At 73.3% G+C, this 20592-nt stretch carries 16 protein-coding genes; 10 read left to right on the forward strand and 6 right to left on the reverse strand.

Going from position 1 to position 20592, the window contains the following annotated elements; all coding sequences use genetic code 11:
• The first annotated feature begins 111 nt into the window (after positions 1 to 111).
• Positions 112 to 801, forward strand: coding sequence for a copper homeostasis protein CutC (locus AB0E77_RS05715; protein ID WP_361566006.1), 690 nt, complete (start codon positions 112 to 114; stop codon positions 799 to 801).
• A gap of 51 nt (positions 802 to 852) precedes the next feature.
• Here the strand turns inward: AB0E77_RS05715 and AB0E77_RS05720 are convergent, their stop codons facing one another.
• Positions 853 to 2913 (reverse strand): AAA family ATPase, encoded by a 2061-nt coding sequence (locus AB0E77_RS05720; protein WP_361566009.1) that lies wholly within the window; start codon positions 2911 to 2913, stop codon positions 853 to 855.
• 275 nt (positions 2914 to 3188) lie between these two features.
• Here AB0E77_RS05720 and AB0E77_RS05725 point away from each other — a divergent pair, with 275 nt between their 5' ends.
• The gene (locus tag AB0E77_RS05725) at positions 3189 to 3374 is read left to right on the forward strand and encodes a hypothetical protein (protein WP_361566011.1); all 186 of its coding nucleotides are present in this window, start codon (positions 3189 to 3191) and stop codon (positions 3372 to 3374) included.
• Positions 3375 to 3495: 121 nt separating this feature from the next.
• A complete protein-coding gene (locus tag AB0E77_RS05730) occupies positions 3496 to 3882 on the forward strand; it encodes a hypothetical protein (RefSeq protein ID WP_361566014.1) in 387 nt (128 codons plus the stop codon).
• Between the two features lie 33 nt (positions 3883 to 3915).
• Here AB0E77_RS05730 and AB0E77_RS05735 read toward each other — a convergent pair whose 3' ends face one another.
• The 3 genes from AB0E77_RS05735 to AB0E77_RS05745 all read right to left on the reverse strand — a co-directional run bounded on the left by AB0E77_RS05735 (position 3916) and on the right by AB0E77_RS05745 (position 10353).
• Positions 3916 to 5556 carry a DNA repair helicase XPB gene (locus AB0E77_RS05735; protein WP_361566017.1) on the reverse strand — a complete coding sequence of 547 codons (1641 nt, stop codon included), beginning with the start codon at positions 5554 to 5556 and terminating at the stop codon, positions 3916 to 3918.
• A gap of 73 nt (positions 5557 to 5629) precedes the next feature.
• Entirely contained in the window at positions 5630 to 5818 is a 189-nt protein-coding gene (locus AB0E77_RS05740; RefSeq protein WP_361566020.1) for a hypothetical protein, read from the reverse strand.
• 98 nt (positions 5819 to 5916) lie between these two features.
• Positions 5917 to 10353 (reverse strand): hypothetical protein, encoded by a 4437-nt coding sequence (locus tag AB0E77_RS05745; protein WP_361566023.1) that lies wholly within the window; start codon positions 10351 to 10353, stop codon positions 5917 to 5919.
• A 266-nt stretch (positions 10354 to 10619) separates the two neighbouring features.
• Here AB0E77_RS05745 and AB0E77_RS05750 point away from each other — a divergent pair, with 266 nt between their 5' ends.
• The 5 genes from AB0E77_RS05750 (at position 10620) to AB0E77_RS05770 (ending at position 15554) form a co-directional block, all read left to right on the forward strand.
• Positions 10620 to 11123: a hypothetical protein gene (locus tag AB0E77_RS05750; RefSeq protein WP_361566026.1), complete on the forward strand. Its 504-nt coding sequence runs from the start codon at positions 10620 to 10622 to the stop codon at positions 11121 to 11123.
• The gene (locus AB0E77_RS05755) at positions 11101 to 12084 is read left to right on the forward strand and encodes a hypothetical protein (protein WP_361566029.1); all 984 of its coding nucleotides are present in this window, start codon (positions 11101 to 11103) and stop codon (positions 12082 to 12084) included. The genes AB0E77_RS05750 and AB0E77_RS05755 overlap by 23 nt, the downstream gene beginning before the upstream one ends.
• Positions 12077 to 13570 carry a peptidoglycan-binding protein gene (locus tag AB0E77_RS05760; protein WP_361566032.1) on the forward strand — a complete coding sequence of 498 codons (1494 nt, stop codon included), beginning with the start codon at positions 12077 to 12079 and terminating at the stop codon, positions 13568 to 13570. Before AB0E77_RS05755 ends, AB0E77_RS05760 begins: the two co-directional genes overlap by 8 nt.
• Positions 13567 to 14262, forward strand: a complete 696-nt coding sequence (locus AB0E77_RS05765) for an ABC transporter ATP-binding protein (protein ID WP_361566035.1) — start codon at positions 13567 to 13569, stop codon at positions 14260 to 14262. The genes AB0E77_RS05760 and AB0E77_RS05765 overlap by 4 nt, the downstream gene beginning before the upstream one ends.
• Before the next feature lie 116 nt (positions 14263 to 14378).
• Positions 14379 to 15554 (forward strand): ABC transporter permease, encoded by a 1176-nt coding sequence (locus AB0E77_RS05770; RefSeq protein ID WP_361566670.1) that lies wholly within the window; start codon positions 14379 to 14381, stop codon positions 15552 to 15554.
• A 57-nt stretch (positions 15555 to 15611) separates the two neighbouring features.
• Here the strand turns inward: AB0E77_RS05770 and AB0E77_RS05775 are convergent, their stop codons facing one another.
• Positions 15612 to 18185, reverse strand: coding sequence for a helicase C-terminal domain-containing protein (locus AB0E77_RS05775; RefSeq protein ID WP_361566037.1), 2574 nt, complete (start codon positions 18183 to 18185; stop codon positions 15612 to 15614).
• A 109-nt stretch (positions 18186 to 18294) separates the two neighbouring features.
• Here AB0E77_RS05775 and AB0E77_RS05780 point away from each other — a divergent pair, with 109 nt between their 5' ends.
• Entirely contained in the window at positions 18295 to 19341 is a 1047-nt protein-coding gene (locus tag AB0E77_RS05780; RefSeq protein WP_361566040.1) for a hypothetical protein, read from the forward strand.
• 304 nt (positions 19342 to 19645) lie between these two features.
• Positions 19646 to 20302 carry a haloacid dehalogenase-like hydrolase gene (locus AB0E77_RS05785; RefSeq protein ID WP_361566043.1) on the forward strand — a complete coding sequence of 219 codons (657 nt, stop codon included), beginning with the start codon at positions 19646 to 19648 and terminating at the stop codon, positions 20300 to 20302.
• Here the strand turns inward: AB0E77_RS05785 and AB0E77_RS05790 are convergent.
• Positions 20263 to 20529, reverse strand: coding sequence for a hypothetical protein (locus AB0E77_RS05790; protein WP_361566673.1), 267 nt, complete (start codon positions 20527 to 20529; stop codon positions 20263 to 20265). The two genes, AB0E77_RS05785 and AB0E77_RS05790, sit on opposite strands and share 40 nt — an antisense overlap.
• Between the last annotated feature and the right edge of the window lie 63 nt (positions 20530 to 20592).

The raw sequence follows: 20592 nt of genomic DNA on the forward strand, positions 1-20592 counted from the left end.
CGCGGGTCCGGGGCGAAGGGACCCCTCGGGAGGCTGTCGGGGCGTAGTCTTGGATTGGACTAGACCTGTAGCGGTCCGCCGAAGCCGACCAAGCCCGACGAATGGGGTCCCATGAGCAAGCGAGCAGTCCTGGAGGTGATCGCCCTCGACGCCGAGGACGCGGTCGCCGCCCAGGCCGGAGGCGCGGATCGCCTCGAACTGGTCACCGACATGGCGGCCGACGGACTCACCCCGTCGGCCGGGACCGTCGCCGCGATCCGCGCCGCCGTCGACATCGACCTGCGGGTGATGCTGCGGCTCGCGGACGGGTTCGCCGCCGGAGACGTCGACCGGCTGGTCGCCGTAGCGGGCGAGATGCGGGAGGCGGGGGCGGACCAGTTCGTGCTCGGGTTCCTCGACGCGGACGGCGACGTGGACCTGCGGGCGGTGGAGCGCGTCGCCGGGGCGATCGGGGGATGCCGGTGGACGTTCCACCGCGCCATCGACCGGGCCGCGAACCGGGACGCGCTGCGCAAGCAGCTCGCGGACTTCCCCGGCCTGGACACCTATCTGACCGCCGGGGCGGCCGGGGGCGTGGACGAAGGCCTGAACGTCCTGCTCACGGAGGCGCGGAGGCGCGGCGAGCCGGGGTACGAGCAGCAGCTGCTGGTCGGCGGCGGTCTGCGGCTGGAGCACGTACCGGGGCTGCTGGACGCGGGCATCGACGGCTTCCACATCGGCGGTGCCGCGCGGCCCGGCGGCTGGTCGGGCCCGGTGTCGGCGGACGCGGTCGCCCAGTGGCGGCGGGTGCTCGGGGACTGAGCACCCGGCCGCGCGGTCACCTGGGCGGCGGGTCCGTCACACTGCCGTCCCTCACCGCGTCGGCTCCGCGGACAGCTGTGCGGGCAGGCCGGCTCCGTGCGTGACGATCAGCCCCGAGACCGCTCGGGTCAGGCAGACGTACAGGCGGCGCAGGCCCGTCCGCTCGTCCGGCTCGCCGTCGACCACGGCCTGCGGCTCGTCCAGGACCACGTAGTCGTACTCCAGGCCCTTGGCCAGCGAGGCCGGGACCAGGGTGAGGCGGACGGCGTGGGTCGTCTCCTCGCCGGGGGCGAGGTGGCCGATCCCGGCGGCGGTGAGCGCGTCCGCCAGCCCCGGCACCCGCGCGTCGGCGGCGATCAGGCCCACCGAGCCCTCCCGGTCCAGCAGCTCACGGCAGGCCGCCACCACGTCGGCCGTGCCGTCCGGGGCCGTGCGGATCTCGAAGAAGCCCGGGTTCTCACGGATCGACGCCACCGGCGTCAGGCCCGGCGCGATGGACGGCAGCAGCCGCGACGCGTACGTGATGACGTCCGTCGGCACACGGAAACCGGCCGTCAGCTCCTCGATCACCGCCTCGCCCTTGCCCAGGTGCCCCAGCGCCTCCTCCCAGCTCCGCGTCGCCCACGGCGTGGTGCCCTGCGCCAGGTCGCCGAGGACGGTCGCCGAGCCGGTGGTGCAGCGCCGGCCCACCGCCCGGTACTGCATGGGGGACAGGTCCTGCGCCTCGTCGAGGACCACGTGCCCGAGGGAGTGGGTGCGCTCGATCAGGTCGGTCGCCTCGTCGATCAGCACCGCGTCGGCGGGCGACCACCGGGCGGACTTCACCGAGCGGGCCGGCTTCACCCAGAGGATCGCCTTCTGCTCGTCCGCGCTCAGCACCCCCTCCGCGTGCTCGGCGAGGAAGTCCGCGTCCGTGAGCAGGCGCAGCACCAGCTTCGCCGGGTCGACCTGCGGCCAGACCGTCTTCACCGCCGCCTTCACCGCGGCGTTGCGTGCCACCGCGTTCTGCACCCGGTCGTCCGGCGCCTCGCCCGCCCGCTCCATCTGCACCAGCACGGCGTGCGCGATGCGCTGCGGGAGGGCCTCGCGGGCGGCGCCGTAACGGATGTCGCGGGCGAGCAGCTCCTCGACGATCTCCTCCAGTTCGAACGCCGCCACCCGCCAGCGGCGCGAGCCGCGCACCACCACGATCCCCTCGGTGGGCGGCGTGACGTGCGCGTACAGCGCCCGGCGCAGCACCTCGGCCATCCGCGCGTCGCCCTTGATCACCGCGGCGCCGGCGTCGTCCGCGCCGCGCACCTCGACGTGCGCGACCAGGTCGTCGACGGTGGCCTGGCGGACCGTCAGCTCGCCGAGCGCGGGCAGCACCTGCTCGATGTAGTGCAGGAAGGACTTGTTCGGCCCGATCACGAGGGTGCCGGTGCGGGCGAGCCGCTCGCGGTGGGCGTACAGGAGGTAGGCGACCCGGTGCAGGCCGACGGCGGTCTTGCCGGTGCCGGGACCGCCCTGCACACAGACCGACCCGGCGAGCCCGGCGCGCACGATCTCGTCCTGCTCGGGCTGGATGGTCGCCACGATGTCGCGCATCGGGCCGACGCGGGGCCGCTCGATCTCCTGCTGGAGCAGCTTGCTGGTGGTGGCGGCCTCGGCCGGGTCGGACAGGTGCTCGTCCTCGTACGCGGTGAGGTCCCCGCCGGTGTACCCGAAGCGGCGGCGCAGCCCGACGTCCAGCGGGTCCTTCTTCGACGCCCGGTAGAAGGGCTGCGAGACCGGCGCCCGCCAGTCGATCACCATCGGGTCGCCGTCCGCGTCGTGCACATGACGGCGCCCGATGTAGAAGCGTTCCCCTTCCGCGCCCTCCGCCTGCTCCGCCCCGGGCGCGCGCAGGTAGTCGAGCCGGCCGAAGAACAGCGGGGTGTCGCTGAGGTCGGCGAGCGCCTTGATGCGGTCCTCGATCTGGGCTTCCAGGACCGCGGCGTTGACCCAGTTCGCGGTGACGTCGCTGATGTCGAGGGACTCGACGTCCTCGCGCATGGCCCGCAGGGCGGCACGAGACGCGACGAGATGGGCGCGCTCGTGGGAGAGGGGGTCGTCGTGGACGGGCGTGGACAAGGGGGTGCCTCCGGATGACCTGCGGTTCGGTGGGCGCGCGCGGCGCGGTGGCCGACCGGTTTCCGTCCGGACGGCGGCACTCCGTGGAGGGAGGCGGGCAAGAGCGGAGATTCTAGGGGAAGCGGCGCGGGCCGGGCCAACGGTTTTCCCGACCCCTAGGGGATCACGCCTCGCGCACTGGGGGACGCGCTCCCTCCACGGTCGTAGCGGGCGGCGGCGCGGGGTCGGTCCGTAGACCGATGACAGCCTTATGTCCGCAATCGCACTATGGAGACATGAGCGCAGCAACCATCTCCCCAGCCCCGGCACCGGGCCGCCCGGCCGGTGCCACGCCCGTGGCCGGCAGCCACCGGCACCGGCTCGGTGACGCCCTGCGCGCCGTCAGGGTGTTCGCGGGCGCCGCCTTCGACGTGGTCGTCCTCGGCGAGTACGGCGAGGAGGCCGGCGTCCGCCGCCGGTGACGTCCGTACACGCACCGCCGGTGACGTCCGTACACGCACCGCCGGTGTGAGTACGGCGACGCGCGGCGGTTGAGTACGTCCGCCGGTGCGCGGGCACCGGCCGCGCGGCTTCACTGGCCGCATGACCACCACACCGCACTTCACGGCGCAGCCGCCGGCCTGCCTGCCGCAGCGGGCCGACCGGCACCGTCACGCCTGGGTCGCCCCGGCCGTCGCCACCGCGCTGCTCACCGTCCTGGGCCCGGCGGCGATGTTCCTCGGCGGGCTGTCGGTCATGGCGACCGACAGCTGCGGCCCGGACGACTGCTCGCGGGCGCTGATGACCTCCCTGGAGCTGATCTACGGGACCCTGTACTTCGGCGGCTTCCTCTCCCTCGGCGTCTGGACCGCCGCCTGGGTGATCCCGTGGACCCGCCGGTGGGCGGCCCTGCGCGCGTGGCTGGCGTTCGCCTCGCTGCTGCCGTCCCTCCTCGTCCTGCTGCTGGTCTTCACCCTTCCCGAGCCGTGACCGGGCCGGCGGCCGGGAGGCGGCGCCGGGACGTCAGCCCTCCGCCAGCAGCTCGTCCGCGTCCATGATCCGGTAGGCGTAGCCCTGTTCCGCCAGGAAGCGCTGGCGGTGGGCGGCGAAGTCCTGGTCGAGCGTGTCGCGGGCGACCACCGAGTAGAAGTGCGCCTGGTGGCCGTCCGCCTTCGGACGCAGCACCCGGCCCAGCCGCTGGGCCTCCTCCTGCCGCGACCCGAAGGTGCCGGAGACCTGGATCGCGACCGTCGCCTCCGGCAGGTCGATGGAGAAGTTCGCGACCTTCGACACGACCAGGACGCTGATCTCGCCCTGCCGGAAGGACTCGAAGAGCTTCTCCCGCTGGGCGTTGGACGTCTCGCCCTTGATGACCGGCGCCCCCAGGTGCTCGCCCAGCTCGTCCAGCTGGTCGATGTACTGGCCGATGACGAGGATCTGCTGCCCGGCGAAGCGCCGCACGATCGCCTCCGTCACCTTGCGCTTGGTCGCCGTCGTCGCGCAGAAGCGGTACTTCTCCTCCGTCTCGGCGGTGGCGTACGCGAGCCGCTCGGAGTCGGTGAGGTTGACCCGGACCTCGACGCAGTCGGCGGGCGCGATGTAGCCCTGCGCCTCGATCTCCTTCCACGGCGCGTCGAAGCGCTTGGGGCCGATCAGCGAGAACACGTCGGACTCCCGGCCGTCCTCGCGGACCAGCGTCGCGGTGAGCCCGAGCCGGCGGCGCGCCTGGAGGTCGGCGGTGAACTTGAAGACCGGCGCCGGCAGCAGGTGCACCTCGTCGTAGACGATCAGCCCCCAGTCCCGGGAGTCGAACAGCTCCAGATGCGGGTAGACGCCCTTGCGGCGGGTCGTCAGCACCTGGTAGGTCGCGATGGTGACGGGCCGGATCTCCTTCCTCGTCCCGCTGTACTCGCCGATCTCGTCCTCGGTCAGCGAGGTCCGCTTCACCAGCTCGTGCTTCCACTGCCGGGCCGAGACCGTGTTGGTGACCAGGATCAGCGTGGTCGACTTGGCCTGCGCCATCGACCCGGCGCCGACCAGCGTCTTGCCCGCGCCGCAGGGCAGGACGACGACCCCGCTGCCGCCGTGCCAGAAGTTCTCCACGGCCTGCTTCTGGTACGGGCGCAGCGCCCACCCGTCCTCGGCCAGCTCGATCGGGTGCGCCTCGCCGTCCACGTACCCGGCGAGGTCCTCGGCGGGCCAGCCCAGCTTGAGCAGCGTCTGCTTGATCTGCCCGCGCTCGGAGGGGTGCACGACCACCGTGTCGGGGTCGATGCGGGCGCCGACCAGCGGGGCGATCCGCTTCGACTTCAGGACCTCCTCCAGCACCGGCCGGTCGGTCGTCGTCAGGACCAGTCCGTGCGCCGGGTGCTTGGAGAGGGTGAGGCGGCCGTAGCGGTCCATCGTCTCGGCGATGTCGACGAGCAGCGCGTGCGGCACCGGGTAGCGGCTGTACTGCACGAGCGCGTCCACGACCTGCTCGGCGTCGTGCCCCGCCGCCCGCGCGTTCCACAGGCCCAGCGGCGTCACCCGGTAGGTGTGGATGTGCTCCGGCGCCCGCTCCAGCTCGGCGAAGGGCGCGATGGCCCGGCGGCAGTCGTCGGCCTGCTCGTGATCGACCTCGAGGAGCAGGGTTTTGTCGGACTGGACGATCAGGCAGGACATGCATACCTCCGCGGGATGGGCGCCACCCTCCATGGTCGCCCATCGCGCGGATTACGGGGCCGGGTGACCGAGGTCACGACGCGGCCTGCCGGGCATCGATCACTCCCCCGACGGTGAGCACGATCGCGGGCAGGGCGATCAGCGCGAAGGCCATCAGCCAGCCCATCCGCCTGGTCGTGCGCGCCGCGACCTTCACACAGAGAAGGATCGCGGGGCCCAGATAGAGGAACATGCCGAAGAAGGCGAGGTACAAGAAGCCCACGAGAAACGCTCCCTTGATCGGACGGGAAAGAGGGGGCCGGTCCGTGCGGACCGGCCCCCTCCCCGTCTCACCGCATTGAAGCACGGTGTGCTCGGCCCCTACGGGGTGAGGTTGACGGTGAACCTGTTCTCCGGCTCGTCGCAGTGGACCACCCAGTCGGGCCGGTTCCCCGGTCCGTCACCGACGAACGGGACCGGGGCGTCCACACCCCACGGGTTGCCCCCGTTGCCGCGTTGGCGCGACTCGCACACACCGTACGCGTTGCCGTTGGGAGCGGTGGCCGGGAAGTTGGAGAAGTTCCTCCAGTCACCACCGTGGACCTTGTGGTTCGACGGGCGGCCGAGGTTGTCGGTCATGTGGTCGTCGACGTACACGTACAGGTCGGGCATGTAGGACTGGAAGACCATCCCGTTCGGCGGGTTGGCGTCCCCGTTCTCCTCCCGGTGCGTCGGCTTCACGGACCCGTCGGCGCAGAACGCGGCCGAGATGTCCTGCCAGATCGGCGGGGCGTTGCCGATCATGGAGCCCCACATGTTGTTGTTCCACGAACCGGTGTTCTTGAAGAACATCGAGTAGACGTCCCCGGCGAAGTTCTTCACCGCGTAGTTCGTCTCGAGGTTCGAGTTGATCTCGTCGACCCACGCCTTGACGTTGTCGTTGATGTACTTGTGGCCGATCATCGCGCGGTAGCCGTGGACGCCGCCGCCGACGGCGCGGAAGTCCACGCACTCCTTGGCGTCGTCCAGCCGCGCGCCGCGGAAGTGCGGGAAGTACGCCTGCCCCGGCGTGTCCCCGTCCTCGTACGGCCGCGACGAGCGGACGTCGCCGTACTCCAGCGCGTCCTGCGTGGTGTAGTCGATGTCCGGCGCGGGGATCCCGTAGTCCGCCTCGATCGTCTTCATGATCTTCGTGACGAAGGTGGGGAGGTGGGCGTTGCCGACGCGGGCGCGGTAGTCCGAGCCCACGCTGCCGTCGACGATCTTCCCGTCCTCGCCGACCACGAAGGTCACGTGCACATCGGACTTGATCTTGTAGCTGTTGGGGTCCTTGAACGCCTCGGACGCCGGCTTCGACGTGTCCGGGCGCTGGTTGGACATGGCCATCCAGACCGGGATCGACATCGCGGGCGCCGAGCCGTCGGCGCGCGGCTCCCAGCCGCCCGCCTTGATGTCCGCGGCCCAGGCGTCGGCCGCGTCCCACGTCTTCTGCCCGGTGCACTCACCGACGGCCTGTGCCGTCGGGCAGCGCGCCTCGTAGGACAGGCCGTACGCGTCCGCCTCGGTGTTGTTCCACAGCGGACCCCGGTAGGCGAGGCCCATGCCCCAGTCGTAGAGCGACTTCATCGACCGCACCGGGGAGTTGATCTCGGTGGAGATCGGCCAGTTGGAGTTCAGCTCCTGGTTCGGGTCGAAGACCGCCACGGCCGACAGGGAGCGCTGCACGAAGCTGCCCTTGATCGGCTTGAACGCCACCGAGTTCCAGGCGACGTCACGGTCGGCGGTGCCCGTCTTGGTGAAGTTGGTCAGCGTGACCTTCGGCGTGGACGTGAACTTGTAGGCGCCCAGCGACACCCACTTGCCGTTGTTCGCGTTCTGGTCGACGTACCGCTCGTACGGCCCGCCCGAGGCGCCGCCGATGACGTACCGGGCGTGCCGGGTCTGCGCGCCGGTGTCGGGGATGTACGCGTACACGGCCGCGAGGTCGTAGGACTTGCCGGCCGTCCAGGTGCCGTCGATCGTCATCCGGTTGCCGTCGCCGCCGAGGTGGTCCTCGTTACGGGTGTGGGTGTACCAGAAGTGGCCGCCGTGGCCGCCGCCGATCGAGTGCAGGTCGGCCTTCGCCTCGTAGTTGCCGTCCCAGTCCGGATAGAACGTGAACTGGAAACTGCCCGTCGACGAGGCCGCCCCGCACGTCGACCAGGTCTGCGTGCCGTTCGGTACGGACGTCACGACGTCCGAGCCCGAGGGGGCGGTGCCGCACACCGGTGTGCCGTTCTTCAGCCGGTATCCGCGGCCCGGTTCGGAGCGCAGGGTGACGTACTTGATGTTCTCGTTGCCGCACGTCTGGTCGCAGTTGGTCTTCCAGGTGGCGTTCTCCTGGTTCCACCAGAACTGCCGGTAGCAGGCCTCGTCCGGGCAGTCGACCGGGCTGGTGGTGCTGCAGTTGTTCTTCGCGTTGCAGAACGTGTCCAGCTGCGGGCTGACGGCGCTGCGGTCCTGGACGGTCAGCCACCAGGCCGGCTGGAAACCGGCCGAGGAGAACCCGGACTCTCCCTGCCAGTCCTGCCGGCCGTCGGTGGAGTAGGAGAAACCGGTGTCGATGGACCAGGCGGACCAGCCCATCACCTTCTCCTCGTAGGGCCAGTACTGCGGGTGCGCCGCGTCACGGATGTTGTCGGGGTCGAGGCTGACGTCCATGAACGGGTGGTCCCAGGCGCCCTCCTTGTACATGGGGTTCGCCGGGTTGTTGTACCAGCCCAGACCCCAGTGGCCGCCGTTCTTGCCGGACTCGGACGGCGGGTTGAAGCCGAGGTTGTAGTTCCAGGCGGCGGTGAACCAGTTCTCCACCCGGGCGGGGTCGTCGTTGTTGACCGTGATCCGCTGCCCGTCGGTGTGCACCTCGTTCCACTTGTCCGCGAGGATCTTCATGGAGGCGGCGATGTTGGCGGCGTAGTCGACCGCGATGATCTTCTGGAGCGACGGGTCGAGACTCGTCTCCCCGGTCTTCTCGTGGCCCGCCAGCCGCATGCCGTCCGTGACCTGTCCGACGCCGTAGCCGCAGTCGGAGTCGTCCCAGTTGATGCGCCAGTAGCCGAGCAGGGTGTCCTTGGCGTCGTGGCCGTAGTAGCCGTCGACGGCGGCCAGCGGGTTGCCCATCTGGCCGGGGATGGCGCCCGACTCGGCCTGCCACAGGTTGGACTCCTGCGCCAGGATGCCGAGCAGCACGTTGGCCGGGATGCGCCCGCCGCCCTTGAGCTCCGGGCGGGGGAACAGGCCCTGCGGGTCGATCGTGCCGAGACCGGCCTGGTTGCGGTAGTCGCCCTGGCGGAGCCAGTTGCCGCGCAGCTCACCGCGTACGGCCATGTCGACCGCCCACTCCACCTGGTTCGGCGTCGGCTGGAGCGCCTGGAGGCTCATGTCGTTGCGGGAGACGGAGCACCAGCGGTCGGTGTCGCGCGGGTCGTGGGAGACGGTCGCGTCCGTGGTCGCGGCCCCGGTGCGGGACAGCTTCCGCGGCTCGGTGCCGCCGGTCAGGGCGGGGGAGAGACCGTCGTCCAGGCGCGGCTCCGTCGAGACGACCCGCTGCTCGACCTTCTCGCCCGTCGTGGTGGCGGTCGAGGTGACGGTCAGCGTGGTGTCGTCCCGGGTGGTGGTCGCCGGGGACTCGCCGGAGCGGTCGCGCACGCCGGCCTGGGGCTCCTCCACCTTGTCGAAGCCCTTGCCGACCGCCTTGATGCGGGTCAGTCCGGCCCGGACACCGGGGGTGAGGACGGGCTCGACGGCGAGGCGGCCGTGCGAGGAGACGGCGGTGTCGGCCGGGGCGTCCAGCGCGGTGACGCCGGTGCCCGCCACGTTCACGTTCTCGGCCTTGCCGGTGAGGAAGGCGCGGCCGTCCGCTCCGGGGGCCAGGTCGAGGTCGCCGAGCGGGCCGGTGGCCACCGTCTTCGGTGTGCCCTTGCCGCCGTACACCTTGGCCTGCGCCTTCTTCGTGCCCTTGCGGTCCACGAAGCCGACCCGGCCGTCCGCCAGGGGGCGGATGTCGAAGGGGATGCTGTCGCCCGTGGCGAGCCGGCGGGTCTTCCCCTTCCCGTCGATGTGGACGAGGTCGCGGCCGAGGCCGGCGACGAAACCGTCCTTCACGGGGGCGGCCGACGAGACCTGGCCGCGCAGCTCACCGGAGGTCAGGACCGTCTTGCCGGCCGTGTCCACGGTGATGACCCGCGTCTTGACCTCCGACGCGTCGTTCATGTCGCGGTACTGGGTGAACGCCGCGGTGTGCGTGGTGGTGTTGCAGGTGGGGTCGAAGTAGGCGAGCGTCGCGGTGAAGGGCAGCTTCGTGACGTCGCCGGTCTCGGTGTTCACGATCGCGGTGAACGCGCCGCCCTGCATGAGGTCCGGCTTGTTGGTGAAGGCCCGCGGGGCGTACACGGCGGCGACGTGCGAGTCGTCCATGACGCACTGGTTGCCGACCCACGAGTCGGCGGGCATGCCCGGCTCGTTGAGGACGGCCGCCGTCTGCCAGGCGTACGCCGTGCTGGACTCGGCGGTGAGGATGCGCAGGCCGTCTGCGTCGGCGGCGGCGGTGACGGCCCGGTCCTCGGACGTGTTCCAGCCCTTGCCGAGCTGTTCGTCGGGACGGGCCACCCGGCCCGAACCGGCGGGTCCGGCAGCGGGTTCGGGCGTCGGTTTCGCCGCCGGGGTGGTGGTCCGGGGTGCGGCGGCCTGAGCCGCACCACTCTGTATCAGCCCGGCCAGGACTGCGGCGGCCGCGAGGCCCACCATCCCCGCACGAGCCGTTCTCTGATGTCTCAACACGGCTTCTTTCGTTTGCAGTTATGAAGCTGACGACCCATCAATGATGGAGACACGTCAACGGCGCAAGCACAGTAACAACCCGGGCTCTTCACAGGAATTGATTAATCGCCTGTGGTACATGTCACATACAACGATTTCTGCCGGCCATGAGACAGGCCCTTGACTGACGCGTTCATGACGCACCATGATCCCGACCGGGACAATGGTCTGGACCGTTCCGGGCGCCGTCTCAGGCCTCCGGAACGGCCTGAGAGAGGGGGAGTTCCATGCGCTCGAAACGAGCGGGTCTGGCCGTCGCGGCCCTGCTGTCCGCGGTCTCGGCCGTCGGGTACTCGGGGGGACCGGCAGCCGCGGCGACGACCACCGAGTACGTCAGCGACAACTGCGCCTTCATGAACTGCAGCGAGGGCGACCTGATCCTCAACTACCACTCGGTGGCGGTGTCCGGACAGGGCAACCCGTCGGGCAGCTTCGCCCAGTTCTACGGGAACATCTACGACCTCGCGGGCACATACGTCTCCTACAACGGGGCAACGGCCGTCCACTACGTCTACGTGTTCTTCAAGGGGCAGGGCGACGGCGCCGGCCAGGCGGTGAAGAACAACGCCGCCTCCGCCAACAACTGCTCGACCGTGGACGGTTACCGCGTCTACTACAACTCGGGCTACGCGGGACACTCCCAGTCCATCCCGCACTACTACGGCTGCGGCTCCAGCACCAACCTCGACGCGACGCTGAAGAACAACAATGCCTCGCTGCACTTCGCGTAACGGCGGGCGCCGGTTCCGGATCGCGGTGGCGGCCCTCGCCGCCGCCGCGTCCGTCGGCCTCTCCGCCTGCTCGTCCTCCACGGACGACGCGGGCGGCGAGGGCGGCGGAGGTGCCGCCGGGGGGACGTCCACGGCGGTCGGGGACATGTCGAAGTGGCCGAAGACCGTGGCGGACTCGGGGCTCGTCAAGGGCCTGACACTTCCTTTGCAGCCGTACATGCAGACCTACCAGGACTCCATGACGATCGAGCGCGCCGCCCGCACCCTCGAGACGGAGTGCATGGCCGGCTACGGCTTCACGGTGGTCTTCCCGCCGGTGGGCGTGAACCCGCCGCCGAACGCGGACGACGCGAACATGCCGCGGCGCTACGGGCTCAGCGACCGGGCGGCGGCCGCCACCTACGGCTACCAGCTGCCCCCGGACGCGACGGAGCACCCGGCCCCGCCGCAGCTGTCCCCCGCCGCGGTCGCCGTGCTGACCGGACGCAAGGGCAACAACCCGAGGGCCGAGGCCGCGCCGTCCACGTACAAGGGCCGGAAGGTCCCGGAGGGCGGCTGCCAGGCGCAGGCCTTCGACAAGCTCGGTGCGCGCATCGACTTCACCCTGCCGTCCCGGCTCGACCACGAGAGCCTGGTCAGGTCCCAGGAGGACCCGCGCGTACGGAGCTCGCTCGGCGCCTGGTCCGCCTGCATGAAGGGCAAGGGCTACACGGTCGCCGACCCCTTCGCCGCCGCCGACATCGCCGCCGAGAAGGCCACGGGCGACCCGACGCAGGAGGAGATCACCCTCGCCCTCGCGGACATCGACTGCAAGAAGGAGACGGACCTCGTCGCGGTGTGGCACAGGGTGGACGCCGAGATCCAGGCGCGCCAGGTCGAGGAGAACCAGCTCGCCCTGCAACAGCTGAAGGACAGGAACAGCAAGGCGGTCAAGGCCGCGGAAGCGGCGCTCCGTGGCTGAGCCGCCCGTGACCCTCGTCGGGGACGACGGCACCGCGCCGTCCGCCGGCCGGCAGCTGGCCCGGCGGCGGCGCGTGCTCGTCACCGCGCTGATCGGGGCCGTCGCCGTCTCGGGCCTGGGCATCGGCGCCTCGCGGGTCGTCAAGTCGCCCGCGCAGGCGGCGGCCGACACCGCGGCTCCGCCGCCCAGCGTGATGACCGCCCCGGTGGAGAAGCGCGTCCTGCGCAACTCCGTGATCGTCCGGGGCATGGTCGCCGCGTCGCAGTCCGTGGACGTCACGCCCTCCGGCTCCGCGCAGGAGGGCGTCGGCGGCGCCGTGATCACCGCGGTCGGGGTGCGGGCCGGCGAGAGCGTCCGGCCGGGCAAGGTCCTGCTCGAGGTCTCCGGACGTCCCGTCATCGCCCTGCGCGGAACGCTGCCGGTGTACCGCGACCTCAAGCCGGGCGTCGAGGGCAAGGACGTCGCCCAGCTCCAGCAGGCGCTGGGCGAGACGGGTCACTCGGTGGGCGGCGACCGGAAGGGGTACTTCGGCGCCGGCACCAAGGCCGCCCTGAGCGACCTGTACCGAAGCGCCGGCTACGACCCGCTGCCCGCCGACCCGGACGGCGAAGCCACCCTGGCCGAGGCCCGCGACGCGGTGACCGAGGCCCGCCGCCACCTCGAGGACATCCGGTCGGCACCCGAACAGCCGGCCACCGGACAGCCGGCCGGCTCCGGCGACGGCAAGGGAGCCGACGCGCCCGAGGCGGCGTCCCCGGCCCACCGCTCCGTAGAGACCGACCGCGCCCGCGAGGACCTGGAGCAGGCCCAGGAGGACCTGGCGAAGACCGAGGCCGGCAACGGCCCGATGCTCCCCGCCTCCGAAGTCGTGTACGTGCAGAGCCTCCCCGCCCGCGTGAGCGCCGTCGGCGCCGTCGTGGGCCACCAGGTCTCGGGCAGCGCGATGACGATCTCGGCGGGGCGCCTCGTGGTGACCGGCACGCTCTCCCGCAGCCAGCGCGGACTGGTCCGGCCGGGCCAGCGCGTCGAGATCCTCTCCGAACTCGACGGCACCACCGCCGAGGGCGAGGTCCGCACCGTGGCGGACACCGTGGACCCCGTCCAGAGCTCCGGCACCTCCGGCGGCGGCCGGGAGGCGGACGCCGCGCCCGGCGACGGCACGGCCCCCGGCTACGCCGTGACCGTGACGCCGGACAGACCGCTCGCCGACTCGATGACGGGACAGGACGTACGGCTCACCGTCCGCACGGCCGCCACCAAGGGCGAGGTCCTCGTCGTCCCCGTGTCCGCGATCTCCGCGGGAGCGGACGGCGCCACGACGGTGACGGTCGTCGAACCCGGCGGCACCCGGCGGCGCGTCCCGGTGACGACCGGCGCCTCGGGCGACGGCTACGTGGAGGTCAGGCCGGTGGCGGGGACCACGCTCGCGGCCGGCGAGAAGGCCGTCACCGGCGCCGCCGCCACCGGACCGGGAGGCGACGGATGACCATACCGGTGATCTCGCTGGAGCGGGTCGCGCTCACCTACCCGGGACCGCCCGCGGTCACGGCACTCCTCCCGTGCGACCTCACCGTCCACGAGGGGGACTTCGTGACCGTCGTCGGACCCTCCGGGTCCGGCAAATCGACGTTCCTGAACATCGTCGGTCTGCTGGACTCCCCGACGGAGGGCCGCTTCCTGCTGGGCGGGATCGACACCGGCCGGCTCGGCGACGCGGCCCGCTCGGCGCTGCGCGGCCGGCGCATCGGGTTCGTCTTCCAGGCGTTCCACCTGCTGCCCCACCGCACGGCGGCGGAGAACGTGCAGCTCGCCCTCGTGTACCAGCGCGTCCCGCGCCGGGAGCGGACGGCCCGCGCCCGCGAGGTGCTGGCCCGGGTCGGCCTCGGCCACCGGACCGACGCCCTGCCCACCACCCTCTCGGGCGGGGAACGGCAGCGCGTCGCCATCGCGCGGGCCCTGGTCGGCTCGCCGTCGGTGCTGCTCTGCGACGAGCCGACCGGCAACCTCGACACCACCACCTCGGAACAGGTCCTCGGCCTGCTCGAGGAGCTGAACGCCGACGGAGTGACGATCGTCGTCATCACCCACGACCCCGCGGTCGCCGCGCGCGGCACCCGGACGCTGTCCATCCGCGACGGCGTCCTCGCCGAGCCGCAGACCCAGGGGGCACCCGCGTGACGCCCCGCGCGCCGCGCCGCCTGCCGCACCCGCCGTGGTTCACCCGCCGAACACGGGCCACCGGGCCCGGCCACGGCGAGGCCACCGCGCTCACGCGCTTCTCCTGGCGGGACGCGCTGGCCGAGGCCACCGTGGGCATCCTCCAGCGTCCGGCCCGCGCCACCCTCACCGCCCTCGGCACCGTCCTGGGCGTCGGCTCGTTCGTCGCCGTGCTCGGCCTCACCGCGACCGCGGCCTCACAGATCGACGGCCGCTTCACCATGCTCGCCGCCACCGAGGTCACCGTCCACGACGTCGCCCGCGAGCACACCGAGTTCGTCCCGCTCGCCTTCCCCGACGACGCCGCCCGACGGGTCGAACGGCTCAACGGGGTCGAGCACGCCGGGGTGTTGTGGCCCGTGCAGTTCCGCGACGGCCGCCAGGTGAGCTCCTCCCCGGTCGCCGACATCTCGGCCGGCCGGCAGATCCAGGTCGTGGCCGCATCCTCCGGCGCCGTCCGGGCCGCCGAACCCCGGCTGCGCCAGGGACGCCTGTTCGACACCTGGCACGACACCACCCGGCAACGCGTCGCCGTGCTCGGCGCCGGCATGGCGAGCCGGCTCGGCATCACCACCCTCGACACCCGCCCGGCCGTCTTCATCGGCGACGACGCCTTCACGGTCGTCGGCATCGTCGGCGACGTACGGCGCCGGGCCGACCTGCTGCTGTCCGTGATCGTCCCCCGCAGCACCGCCCAGGAACTGTGGGGCCCGCCCAAGGACGGCGCGGACATGCTCGTTGCCACCCGAGTCGGCGCCGCCCAGCAGGTGGCCCGCGAGGTCCCCTACGCGCTGCGCCCCGACCACCCCGAGTACTTCGAGGCCGTACCACCGCCCGACCCCACGAGCCTGCGCAGCGGCGTCGGAGACGACCTCGGCGAGCTGTTCCTGCTCCTCGCCGCCGTCTCCCTGTTCATCGGCGCCGTCGGCATCGCCAACACCACCCTCGTCGCCGTCATGGAGCGCACCGGGGAGATCGGACTCCGGCGCGCGCTCGGCGCCCGCTCCCGGCACGTCCTCACCCAGTTCCTCACCGAATCGGCCGTCCTCGGCTCCCTGGGCGGCGTGATCGGCACCTCCCTGGGAGTCCTCGCGGTCGTCGGCGTCGCCGTCGCCCGGGACTGGACGCCGGTGATCCAGCCGACGACGGTGCTCGCCGCGCCGCTGATCGGCCTCGCCACCGGAGCGCTGGCCGGGCTCTACCCCGCCTGGCGCGCCGCCCGCATCCAGCCCGTCGAAGCCCTGCGGCGCTGACCCGGGGCGGATCCGAGAAGTCCCGGCCGCCCCGGTCTCCCGGGACGACGGCCGGGATCAGCCCTCCTCGGCCAGCTCCGCCACGCCCGTGATCCGGTGCAGCGGATACGTGCGCACCTCGTCCGCCGTGTGGTCGTACGCCGTGACGAAACCGCCCTCCACCCGGATCGGGGCGATGACGCGCTGGCTGGCGGCGCCCTCGGCGTTCACGTAGCCGATCCACAGCGCCTCGCCGGTCAGCACGGCCGCCTGCACGGTGGCCAGGGTCTCGGCCGCGCCGGTGCGCGGCAGCTCGCCGTTCGCGGCCGGCGTGCCCTCGCCGGTGCCCGGGACCGGCTTGCGCGGAGCCGTGGACGCCAGGTCACCGGCCCGGACGGCGCGGATCGCGGCCGTCAGCAGCGTGTCGTCGGGCACCGGCGGGCCGTCCGGCACGGGCTCCGGCGCCGCACGCGGCGGCGTGCGATGCGCGTCGGCGCGGGAGATCAGCACATCGCCCCCCGCGGATTCGGCGGCCGGCGCGAACCCCATCGCGCGCAGCCCCTCGAGGAGCGCCGCCGGGTCCGCCTCCGCCGCCAGCACGGTCGGCGCCAGCCGGCGCAGACCGAGCCCGGCGGCCCGCTTGTCGGCCAGGATCTCGTCCAGCGTCGCGTCGTCGTCGCACCGCACGTACGCCGAGGCGGCCCCCACCCGCAGCTGCCCGTGCCGCCGGGCCACGTCGTCGATCAGATACGTCAACGGCTGCGGCACCGGCGTACGGGAGTGCCGGGCGAGGAAGGCGTGCAGGTCGGCGGCGGTTCGGCCGGCGTCCAGCGCACGGCGCACCGAGCCCGGCGTGAACCGGTAGACGGTCGCCCCGCCCCTCGACTCCACGTCCGCGAGCACCCCCAGCGTGTCCGCGAGCGGACGCTCCAGCGGACCCGGCGCCACCGCGGTCAGATCGGCCTGGAGCAGCACGTGGTCCAGCGGCTCGGGCAGCAACGGCGCGAGCAGCCGGGCGGCGGCCGCGGACGCGGCGGCCCGCTCGGCGGCGCTCGGCGACGGCAGCGCGGCGGGCGTGCGGTGGTGGTGGACGGGAAGCTTGGCGCCCGGCCCCGCGGAATCCTCGGGGGGCCCGGCCCGGTGCGCCGGCTCGGGCGCGCCGATCAGCGCCCGCCCCGCCGCCGCCAGCGCGCCGCGCCCGGTGACGCCCAGCAGCTCCGCCTCGGCCAGCGTCCAGCGGGCGAGCCGGGTGCGCAGGTCGTCCTCCCGGCCGTCCCCGCCGTCCCGCCGCGGCCCGCGCAGCGGACGCTCCCAGCGCAGCCTGGCCAGCACCGACTCCTCGGCCGGTGCGGAACCCTCCGGCAGCCCCGCCAGCAGGGCCAGCACCCGGTGCCGGACCTCGGGCGCCGCCGACCGGTCCAGATTCGGGCCGAGCGCCGAGAGCGTGCGGTCCTTGGCGTCCCGCCCGCCCACCAGCCCCGGCGTCCGGGTGGCCGCCAGCCACGCCTCGGCGAGCCGCGCCCAGCGCTCGGCGGCGGGCAGCTCCCGCCACTCGTCGTACGCCGGGGTCGCCGCGTACCGCTCGTCGGCCTCGCCGTCGGACGCCAGCAGCCCCGCCGCGTAGGCCAGCTCGGTCCAGAACGCGGCGACCGGCTCGGGCACGTCCAGCGCGACCGCCGTCCGCTTCAGGTCCCGCACGCTCAGCCCGCCGGCCCGCAGCACCGCGGGGCCGCCCTCGTGCCAGTCCTTCAGCAGCTCCTCCACGGTCGCCAGCGCCGCGAGGGCCTGGCCCGCCGCGGTGGCGTCCACAACCTGTGGACGGTACGCGGCGACGGCCTCCACCGGCGGCGGCACCGGCTCGGTCGTACGGTGCGCCCGGCCGGCGCGCAGATGCAGGGCGACCTCCCGGGGCAGCACGACCGTGCCGGGCGCGGTCGGCAGCAGCAGACCGCGGTCCAGCAGTTGCCGCAGGTGGGGCGCCGGGTCGTGGGTGACCTGACCGTAGGGAGGGCCCCAGACCAGCCGGTCCAGCACCTCCACGGAGCCCGCCGGCAGCTCGGCCAGCAGGGCCGCCATCCGCTCCCGGTCGGTGAACAGGGCGCTGAGCGCGGCCAGCGCGGTGACCGAGTCGTGCGTCGAGGGCAGACCGAGGGTGGTCAGGAGGTCCTGGACACGCCCGGGCGACATCCCCGCCGCGGCCTCCCGCACGGTGGGCCCCAGCCCTGTCGGGGACGGATGCTGCGCAGAGGGCGCGAGCAGCTCGCGCGCCGTGCGCACCAGCCGCAGCCGGTCGTCGCCGCCCCACACCAGGGCCTGTTCGCGCAACAGGGCGACCGCCCGCGGGAGGGCGCCGGCGACGGCCGGATCACCGTCGTCACCGGCCATGAGACCGAGCAGCTCGCCGTACGTCGCCGGGTCCCCCGCCACGGCCAGCGCCTCCGCCGTCTGCAGCGTGAACCGGTCCAGCCGCTCCAGCGCCCGCACCACCGAGGCACGGGTGCCGGCCCGGGTGGCGAGCTGGGTGAGGTCCGTGGGCACGGGGGTGATGAGATCGGGGCGGCTGCGCAGGAGGGCGGCCAGGGAGACGTCGTCCCTCGCGCGGAGCGCTTCCGCGAGGGACCGGGGGGCCGCGGACTTCTCCTCGGTGCTCATCCGGCCAACGTTAGCGGGTGGACCCGACGGCGGAGACGCGCGTGCACCCGGGAAGATTCGGTACCGTCGTCCGACGGGGTATCACAACTCACCCGCCCCGGAGGGGTTCGTGGGGATCGAGAGCGACCAGGTCGTCTACGAGTATCTGAGCCGCGTCGGCGACGTGGCCCAGCAACGGCAGCTGCCGTCGTCCACCCGCATGCGGCTGGTGTCCGAGCTGCGCAACGAGATCGACCGGCGCCGCGCGAGGACGACCGTCGACAGCCCGGCCGCCGTCCGCCGCATCCTGGACCGGCTCGGCAGCCCCGACGACATCGTCGACGCGGCGGGCGGCACCGGCGCGTCGGGCCCGCCCGGGGGCTCCGGCGGGGCGTCCGCCGCCGTGCCCGTACAACGGGACGCCGAGCCGGAGGGCCGGGAGAAGCGCAAGGGCCTGCGGCGCGCCGTACCGCGCCCCCGCCCCGCCGCGCCGCCGCCCGCGGCCGAGCCCGCCGCAGCCCCGCCGCACCTGGCGAGCGCGCAGGAACTGGGCGACAGCGCCGTGCAGCCGGACTGGTGGCGGCTGGACGACAGCCCGTTCGCGGGCGACGGCGACAGCGTGCCCGGCTTCGTCGGCGGCGTGGAGATCCCGGACCTGCTCAAGCCCCCGCCGGGCGAGCCGGGGCCGAGGGGCGGCAAGGGCGCCACCAGCCGAAAGGCGCCGAAGGAGGCCGAGGACGCCGACGACACGGCGGACGCGGCTGACCCGCCCGCGGCGAAGCCCGCCGAGTCCCGCCCCGCCCGCACCCCGCTCCGCCGCCGGCTCTGGCCGGAGGGCGGCTGGAACAACCCCCTCCTCCTGCTCGCCGCCGCGCTGCTGATCGCCGGCGCCGTCCTCGGCAGCCTCGTCCCGCTGGGCCTGGGCTGGCTGATCACCTACCTCTCCCGCCGGCTGACCCCGGCCCAGGCGAAGTGGGCGGTACTGGGCCTGCCCGGCACCGTTCTGGCGGCCGGTGTGGTCTGGCTCTGGGGCCGCACGGAGGGCCGCTGGGGCGATCCGGTGGCCGAGGGCCACATGAACGACGCCGTCGCCGAGACGTGGCCGTGGGTCCTGCGGTCCGCGGCGGTCGCGACGGCGCTGTACCTGATCTGGCGCTCGCGGCGTACTCGCGCTTGAAGGCGCCCGGCGCGGGCGTGGACCGGGGCACGCGGTCCGGTGTTGCCGGGTGCCGGCGCGGATGCAGGGCGGGTGGGTCGCGCGGGACCCGGCGAAGCGGGTGCCTCTCCCACGCTCGGCTTCTCTCCCACGCTCGGCTTCGCTCGCGCGGGGGGACCCCCATGCGCGGGGCACCCCCATGAGCGGGAGGTGCCCCCACCGCCCATCCGCGCCGCCCCCGGGGGTACCTCCCCAGGCCGTTCGGGCACTGGGGGAGGCACGACTGCCCGCAGCTGGGGGACCCGGGGCCCGGCACAATGGCCGTATGGCCTCCACGACCCGCCCCGCCACCGCGCCCACCGTCGGCTTCGACCTCGACATGACCCTGATCGACTCCCGGCCCGGCATCCGCGCCTGCTACGTGGCGCTGTCCGAGCGGACGGGCACGTACGTCGACGCCGACCTCGCCGTCACCCGGCTCGGACCGCCGCTGGTGGAGGAGCTGGCGAACTGGTTCCCCGCCGACGAGATAGCGGCCGTCGCCGACCTGTACCGGGAGCTGTACCCGACGTACGCCGTCACCGCCACGACCGCGCTGCCCGGCGCCCGGGAGGCGGTCGAGGCGGTGCGCGCGGCAGGCGGGCGGGCGGTCGTCGTGACCGCCAAGTACGAGCCCAGCGCCAAGCTGCACCTGGACCACCTCGGCATCGAGCCGGACGCGGTGGTCGGCGACCTGTGGGCCGAGCAGAAGGCCGTGGCGCTGCGCGAGCACGGCGCACACGTGTACGTCGGCGACCACCTCGGCGACGTCCGCGGCGCACGCACGGCGGGCGCCCTCTCCGTCGCCGTGGCCAGCGGACCGTGCAGCGCCGAGGAACTGCGCGCGGCGGGCGCCGACGTCGTCCTGACCGACCTGACGGAATTCCCCGAATGGCTCGCGGGCTACCGCGACGCCGGCGGGCCGGCCGCGGCCCGCGCCTGACGCCGCCCCGCGGCGACCGACCGGAGCACCCCCGCGCCGGAGACCAGGAAACCCACTCCCATGAGCATGCTCAGTGCGAACATGTAGGTGGGAAAGGGCGTCGTCCCCAGAAACAGCGGGGCCACCGTGACCAGTGTGGCCACGGCGCCGACGAAAAAGACGATCGCACCGGCGCGGATCAGCCGGTCACCGGGCACGGCGGAATTCGTTCGGGTTTTGTCACGCACCCGACCAGGGTAGTTCCCAGCCCGAAGGAACAACCGGGGGACGTCCTGGGCCATGCGCACGAT

The sequence above is a fragment of the Streptomyces sp. NPDC032940 genome (assembly GCF_040636935.1).
Taxonomy (GTDB): Bacteria; Actinomycetota; Actinomycetes; order Streptomycetales; family Streptomycetaceae; genus Streptomyces.

Excerpts from the sequence above, each read along its gene's own strand:
- AB0E77_RS05755 (WP_361566029.1), top strand. The coding sequence starts at position 11,101 with ATGCCTCGCTGCACTTCGCGTAACGGCGGGCGCCGGTTCCGGATCGCG.
- AB0E77_RS05775 (WP_361566037.1), bottom strand. The coding sequence starts at position 18,185 with ATGAGCACCGAGGAGAAGTCCGCGGCCCCCCGGTCCCTCGCGGAAGCG.
- AB0E77_RS05725 (WP_361566011.1), top strand. The coding sequence starts at position 3,189 with ATGAGCGCAGCAACCATCTCCCCAGCCCCGGCACCGGGCCGCCCGGCC.
- AB0E77_RS05730 (WP_361566014.1), top strand. The coding sequence starts at position 3,496 with ATGACCACCACACCGCACTTCACGGCGCAGCCGCCGGCCTGCCTGCCG.
- AB0E77_RS05735 (WP_361566017.1), bottom strand. The coding sequence starts at position 5,556 with ATGTCCTGCCTGATCGTCCAGTCCGACAAAACCCTGCTCCTCGAGGTC.
- AB0E77_RS05750 (WP_361566026.1), top strand. The coding sequence starts at position 10,620 with ATGCGCTCGAAACGAGCGGGTCTGGCCGTCGCGGCCCTGCTGTCCGCG.
- AB0E77_RS05715 (WP_361566006.1), top strand. The coding sequence starts at position 112 with ATGAGCAAGCGAGCAGTCCTGGAGGTGATCGCCCTCGACGCCGAGGAC.
- AB0E77_RS05765 (WP_361566035.1), top strand. The coding sequence starts at position 13,567 with ATGACCATACCGGTGATCTCGCTGGAGCGGGTCGCGCTCACCTACCCG.
- AB0E77_RS05785 (WP_361566043.1), top strand. The coding sequence starts at position 19,646 with ATGGCCTCCACGACCCGCCCCGCCACCGCGCCCACCGTCGGCTTCGAC.